This window comes from Deltaproteobacteria bacterium, assembly GCA_009930495.1.
Taxonomy (GTDB): Bacteria; Desulfobacterota; Desulfovibrionia; order Desulfovibrionales; family Desulfomicrobiaceae; genus Desulfomicrobium.
The window spans coordinates 1-6112 of sequence record RZYB01000157.1 but is presented as its reverse complement, the minus strand read 5'-3'; the positions used below and the strand labels follow the sequence as shown (position 1 = coordinate 6112).

General features: G+C 59.0%; 5 protein-coding genes. All 5 read left to right on the top strand.

Annotated features, from left to right (window positions below; genetic code table 11):
* Window positions 1–2418 (top strand): L-glutamate gamma-semialdehyde dehydrogenase (gene pruA / locus EOL86_11350; protein NCD26171.1); only part of this gene is annotated, 2418 nt, incomplete at its 5' end.
* Window positions 2419–2814: 396 nt separating this feature from the next.
* On the top strand, window positions 2815–3945 hold the full coding sequence (locus EOL86_11345; protein ID NCD26170.1) for a branched-chain amino acid ABC transporter substrate-binding protein: 1131 nt from the start codon (window positions 2815–2817) through the stop codon (window positions 3943–3945).
* A gap of 66 nt (window positions 3946–4011) precedes the next feature.
* Window positions 4012–4917 carry a branched-chain amino acid ABC transporter permease gene (locus EOL86_11340; GenBank protein NCD26169.1) on the top strand — a complete coding sequence of 302 codons (906 nt, stop codon included), beginning with the start codon at window positions 4012–4014 and terminating at the stop codon, window positions 4915–4917.
* Window positions 4914–5864 carry a branched-chain amino acid ABC transporter permease gene (locus EOL86_11335; protein NCD26168.1) on the top strand — a complete coding sequence of 317 codons (951 nt, stop codon included), beginning with the start codon at window positions 4914–4916 and terminating at the stop codon, window positions 5862–5864. Before EOL86_11340 ends, EOL86_11335 begins: the two co-directional genes overlap by 4 nt.
* A partial coding sequence (locus EOL86_11330) for an ABC transporter ATP-binding protein (protein NCD26167.1) occupies window positions 5861–6112 on the top strand: 252 nt, incomplete at its 3' end. The genes EOL86_11335 and EOL86_11330, both read left to right, overlap by 4 nt.

The following is a 6112-nucleotide window of genomic DNA, read 5'->3' as shown; positions in this document are numbered from 1 at the left end:
GTCAACGTCTCGGTCAAGCCCACGGCCCTGTTTTCCCAGGCTTCGCCCAAGGATTTCGAGGGTTCGGTCCGGGGCATTTACAACCGCTTGGCCGTGATCCTGCGCAAGGTTCGGGAAATGAACGGCTTCATGCGCATTGACATGGAGCAGTACAAATTCAAGGACATCACCCTGGAAGTGTACCGCCGTCTGCGCGACAGCGAGGAATTCCGCGACTATCCACACCTGGGCATCGTGCTCCAGGCCTACCTCAAGGACACGGACCAAGACTTGGCCGGCCTGCTGGCCTGGGCCCGGGCCAAGCAGCTTCCCATCTCCATCCGCCTGGTCAAGGGCGCGTATTGGGATTCAGAGACCGTCATCGCCAAACAAAACGGCTGGCCCATCCCGGTCTGGACCATCAAGGCCGAAAGCGACGCAGCCTATGAACGCCATGCCCGGCTTATCCTGGAAAACCAGGATATCTGCCATTTTGGCTGCGCTTCGCACAACATCCGGACCATTTCCGCGATCATGGAAATGGCGAAAGAGCTCAACGTACCCGAAAATCGCTACGAATTTCAGGTTCTCTATGGAATGGCCGAGCCCGTGCGCAAAGGCCTCAAAAATGTGGCCAAGCGGGTCCGCCTCTACGCGCCCTACGGCGATTTGCTGCCCGGCATGGCCTATCTGGTGCGCAGGCTGCTGGAAAACACCGCCAACGAATCCTTCCTGCGCCAGTCTTTTGCCGAGGAAGCCGAGGTGGAACGCCTGCTGGAAAATCCGCTCCTAACCGTGGAGCGGGAAAAGAAACAGCGCGCTCCAAAATCCGTTCCCGACAGCACCGGACCAGGACGATTCGAAAACGAACCCTTTGCCGACTTCACCCAGGCTTCTGTTCGGGAGGCATTCATCCTGGCCGTCAAAAACGTGCGCGCCCAACTTGGCCGGGAATACCCGTTGGTCATCGGAGGCCAGGAAGTACGCACGGCCGACACGCTGACCTCCGTCAATCCGGCCAACCCGGGCGAAGTCATCGGCACCATCTGTCAGGCATCAACCAAGGAAATCGACCTGGCCATCGAAGCGGCCAAGGCCGCCGCCCCCGCCTGGAAGGCCCTGTCCCCCGAAGACCGCGCCGGCTACCTGCTCAAGGCGGCCGAAATCGCCCGCGCGGACGTCTACAATCTGTCCGCCTGGCAAGTGCTGGAAGTCGGCAAGCAATTCGACCAGGCCCAGGCCGACGTGGCCGAGGCCATCGATTTCATGGAGTACTACGCCCGGGAAATGATCCGCCTCGGCAAGCCCCAACGCATGGGCCGGGCACCGGGCGAAATGAGCCACCTTGTCTATCAGCCCAAGGGTATTGCCGCCGTCATCGCGCCCTGGAATTTTCCCATGGCCATCAGTGCCGGCATGAGTTCGGCCGCCATCGTCGCCGGCAACCCGGTCCTGTACAAGCCGGCCGGCCCCTCGTCCGTGGTCGGCTTCACGTTGGCGGAAGTCTTCCGCAAGGCAGGCCTGCCCGCCGGCGTGTTCAACTATGTCCCCGGCCGGGGCGCGGTCATGGGTGACTATCTGGTCGAACATCCGGACATTTCCCTCATTGCCTTCACCGGTTCCATGGAAGTCGGGCAACGCATCGTGAACAAAGCCTCCGTGGTCCAACCCGGACAAAAACAGATCAAGCGGGTCATCGCCGAAATGGGCGGCAAAAACGCCATTATCATCGACGACGACGCCGATCTGGACGAAGCCATCAGGGAAATCCTCAATTCGGCGTTTGCCTTCCAGGGACAAAAATGCTCGGCCTGCTCCCGGGTCATCGTGGTCGAACCCATCTACGCCAAGTTCATCGAACGTCTGGTCGAGGGCGCCAAATCCCTGGCCATTGGTCCGGCCGAGGATCCGACCTACTCCATGGGGCCGGTGGTGGACGACAAATCCAAGGCCAACATCCTGAAATACATCGATATCGCCAAAAACGAAGGCAAGCTCCTGTACGAAGCCCAGCTCCCGGAAACAGGCTTTTACGCACCCCTGACCATCGTCGAGGGCATCACACCGGCCCACCGTATCGCCCAGGAAGAGGTTTTTGGTCCGGTACTCGCGGTCATGAAGGTCAAGGATTTCGACCAAGCCATCGAATGGGCCAATTCCACCCGCTACTCCCTGACCGGCGCCGTGTTCTCGCGCAGCCCGCGTCATCTGGACAAAGCGCGGGAACAGTTCAATGTCGGCAACCTGTACCTGAATCGCGGCTCCACCGGGGCCTTGGTCGAGCGGCATCCGTTTGGCGGCTTCAACATGTCCGGAGTGGGCTCCAAATCCGGCGGTCCGGATTATCTTCTCCAATTCCTGGACCCGCGCGTGGTTTGCGAAAACACCATGCGCCGGGGTTTTGCCCCCATCGAGGCCGACGACGACTGGATCATCTGAGTTTTCCCCTCCCTCATTGCGGCGCCCGGCGTCATGCTCTCGCATGGCGCCGGGCTTTTTTTCATCCCATCATGACAACGTTATTTTACGGGCAGACTCCGGAGGGAAGGGACTGAAGACGCGAAAAACAAAATTTAATTCCGAGTTATTTCTTTTTTCAGAATTAAATTCAGATTCATTTTCATTACGCCAAAATTAGTTCCTCTTTTTGGAAAGAATTTGATTTTTAACCCTTTCTCCTGTATGACTTTTTTACAAAATTTGTAAACTCCGCCCCCTGGTGGCCGGAGATTCTCCCCCAAAGGACAATCCGGATTTTTTCCGGTTTCGTATCCACACCTTGACACGGGTTCGCGGTAGCGAACCCAAGGGCACCGCAACCTGAAGGAGGAGTTCATGAAGAGGAAACTGACGACACTTGGATGCCTGACCCTAGCCGCGCTTTTCCTGGCCCTGGGCCCGGCCTGGGCCAAAACCATCCGCATCGGCCTCATGTGTCCGTTGACGGGTTCCTGGGCCAGCGAAGGCCAGGACATGAAGCAGATCGTCGAGCTCCTGGCCGACGAAACCAACAAGGCCGGCGGCATTGACGGCGCCCAGGTTGAAATCGTGGTCGAGGACGATGGCGGCGATCCACGGCAGGCCGCCCTGGCCGCCACCCGCCTGACCACCAAGGACATTTCCGCGGTCATCGGCACCTATGGCTCGTCCGTGACCGAAGCCTCCCAGAACATCTACGCCGAATCCGGCATCCTCCAGGTCGCCACGGGTTCCACCGCCATTCGCCTATCCGAAAAGGATCTCCCGCTGTTCTTCCGGACCTGTCCCCGCGATGACGAACAGGGCATGGTCGCCGCCAAGGCACTCAACACCCTGGGATTCAAAAAAATCGCGGTCCTCCACGACAACACCTCCTACGCCAAGGGTCTGGCCGACGAAGCCAAGGCCCTGCTCGAAAAAGAAGGCAAGACCATCGCCTTTTATGACGCCCTCACTCCCGGCGAACGTGACTACAACGCCATCCTGACCAAACTCAAATCCGCCGCGCCGGACGTCATCTTTTTCACCGGCTATTATCCCGAAGCCGGCATGCTCCTGCGCCAAAAAATGGAAATGAACTGGAACGTGCCCATGATCGGTGGCGACGCCACCAACAATCCGGATCTGGTCAAAATTGCCGGGCCCAAGGCGGCCGAGGGCTATATGTTCCTGAGCCCGCCGGTTCCAGCCGACCTGGATACCCCGGAAGCCAAGAACTTCATGACCGCCTACAAGTCCAAATACGGCAACGCCCCCGGCTCTGTCTGGGCCGTGCTGGCTGGCGACGCCTATCGCGTCATCGCCGAGGCCATCGCCAAATCCAAGGCGACCGAGGGAGAAAAACTGGCTGCCTACCTGACAAAAAGCCTGAAGGACTTCCCCGGCCTGACCGGCATGATTTCCTTCAACAACAAGGGTGATCGTGTCGGCGACCTGTACCGCGTGTACAAAGTCGACGCCGCCGGCAACTTCGTCCTGCAGCCGTAAACGTCAAGGGACTCCTTTCACCGGAAAGGGGTCCCTTTTTTCCAACATCTTGCCCACCCACACCCTATGGAAGAATTTTTTCAGCAATTGACCAACGGCCTGGCGGTAGGTGGCATCTACGCCCTGATCGCCCTCGGCTACACCATGGTCTACGGGGTCTTGAAACTGATCAATTTCGCCCATGGCGACCTGTTCACCATTGGCGCCTATCTCGGTCTGACCCTGCTCGTGTCCTTCGGTCTCTTCGACAAAATCGGCCCGCTGGCGGCGGTGCTCTTGCTCGCGGTCATGGTCATGATCCTGGTGGCCATCATCGGCGCCATCCTGGAACGAGTCGCCTACAAACCCCTGCGCCACTCGCCCCGGCTCTCGGCCGTGGTCTCGGCGCTTGGCGCCTCGATCTTTTTCCAAAACGCGATCATGGCCATCTACAGCCCCAAATTCCTGGTCTACCCGCACGACATCCTGCCCAAGGCCGCCGTCAACATCCTGGGCCTGGACATTCCCGTCATCCGGATCGTCATGTTTCTGACCTCGCTGGTGCTCATGGCCGCCCTGTACTTTTTCATCCAGAAAACCAAAATCGGCACGGCCATTCGAGCGGCGGCCATTGACCAGGGCGCGGCCAAACTCATGGGCATCAATGTCGACCGGGTCATCATGCTCGTTTTCTGTATCGGTCCGGCGCTAGGTGGCGCGGCCGGGCTCATGGTCGGCCTGTACTACGGTCAGATCAATTTCAGCATGGGCTGGATGTACGGCCTCAAGGCCTTCACCGCCGCCATTTTGGGCGGAATCGGCAACATCCCCGGAGCCATGGTCGGAGGGTTGCTTCTGGGCGTCATCGAAGCCCTGGGAGCCGCCTACATTTCCATTGCCTGGAAGGACGCCATCGCGTTCTGCGTCCTGATCCTCATCCTGATTATCCGGCCCACGGGCTTGCTGGGCGAACGGGTTGCGGAAAAAGTATGAACAAATCCTTCCTTTTCATCGGTTTTGCCGCTGTCATGGCGGTATGTCCCCTTTTTCTCGATGCCTACTGGACCGACGTCATCAACAATGTCGGGCTCTACACCATCCTCGCCCTGAGTCTGAATGTCATCCTGGGCCACGCCGGCTTGTTTCACATGGGGCACGCGGCCTTCTACGCCATAGGCGCCTACACGGTCGCCATTCTGAACACCATGTACGGCATCCCGGTGCTCTGGCTCATGCCCCTGGCAGGGCTGACAGCCGGCGTTTTCGCCCTGATCGTGGCCAGACCCATCATCCATCTGCGCGGGGATTATCTGCTCATCGTGACCATCGGCATTGTCGAAATCGTGCGCATCGCCCTAATCAACAACGTTTTTGGTATCACCGGCGGAGCCAATGGCATCTTCGGCATCAGCCGCCCGACCTTTTTCGGCTACAAAATCGCCAAGCCCGAACAGTTCTTTTACCTGATTTGGGGGTTCGCGGCCCTGACCATCTTTCTGTTGCTGCGACTGGAACATTCCCGATTCGGCCGCGCCCTGCTGTACATCAAGGAAGATGAAGTCGCGGCCGGCGGCAGCGGCATCAATGTCGCCCACCACAAGCTGGTGGCCTTTGTCATCGGCGCGGTCTGGGCCGGTATGTGCGGCACGCTTTACGCCGCGAAAATGACCATCATTGCTCCGGAATCCTTCTCTTTCGCCGAATCAGTCATTCTGTTCACCATCGTCATTCTCGGGGGGGCGGGCAGCATCCCGGGTGTTATCCTGGGCGCGTTCCTGTTGGTCGGCCTGCCGGAAATTTTTCGAGGCCTGGCTGAATACCGCATGCTTGTATTTGGCGCGGCCATGGTTTTGATGATGATCTTCCGCAACCAGGGACTGCTCCCGCCAGGCCCCAAGCGCTATCTAGTGTCCGCCCCGCCGGCTGGAGGTTCCCGATGACCTTGCTCCAGATCGACAATCTGACCAAATCTTTTGGTGGCCTCATGGCCGTCAACGACGTCAGTTTCACCGTGGAGCACGATTCCATCGTCGGCCTCATCGGCCCCAACGGCGCGGGAAAAACCACGGTCTTCAACCTCATCACCGGAAATTACCAGCCCAACACGGGCACGGTTCTCTTCGATGGGCGGAATCTGGTCGGCCTCCCCACCCACGCCATTGTCGAAAGCGGCATCGCGCGCACGTTC

Coding starts and splice junctions, on each gene's coding strand:
- EOL86_11345 (NCD26170.1), top strand. CDS start 2,815: ATGAAGAGGAAACTGACGACACTTGGATGCCTGACCCTAGCCGCGCTT.
- EOL86_11340 (NCD26169.1), top strand. CDS start 4,012: ATGGAAGAATTTTTTCAGCAATTGACCAACGGCCTGGCGGTAGGTGGC.
- EOL86_11335 (NCD26168.1), top strand. CDS start 4,914: ATGAACAAATCCTTCCTTTTCATCGGTTTTGCCGCTGTCATGGCGGTA.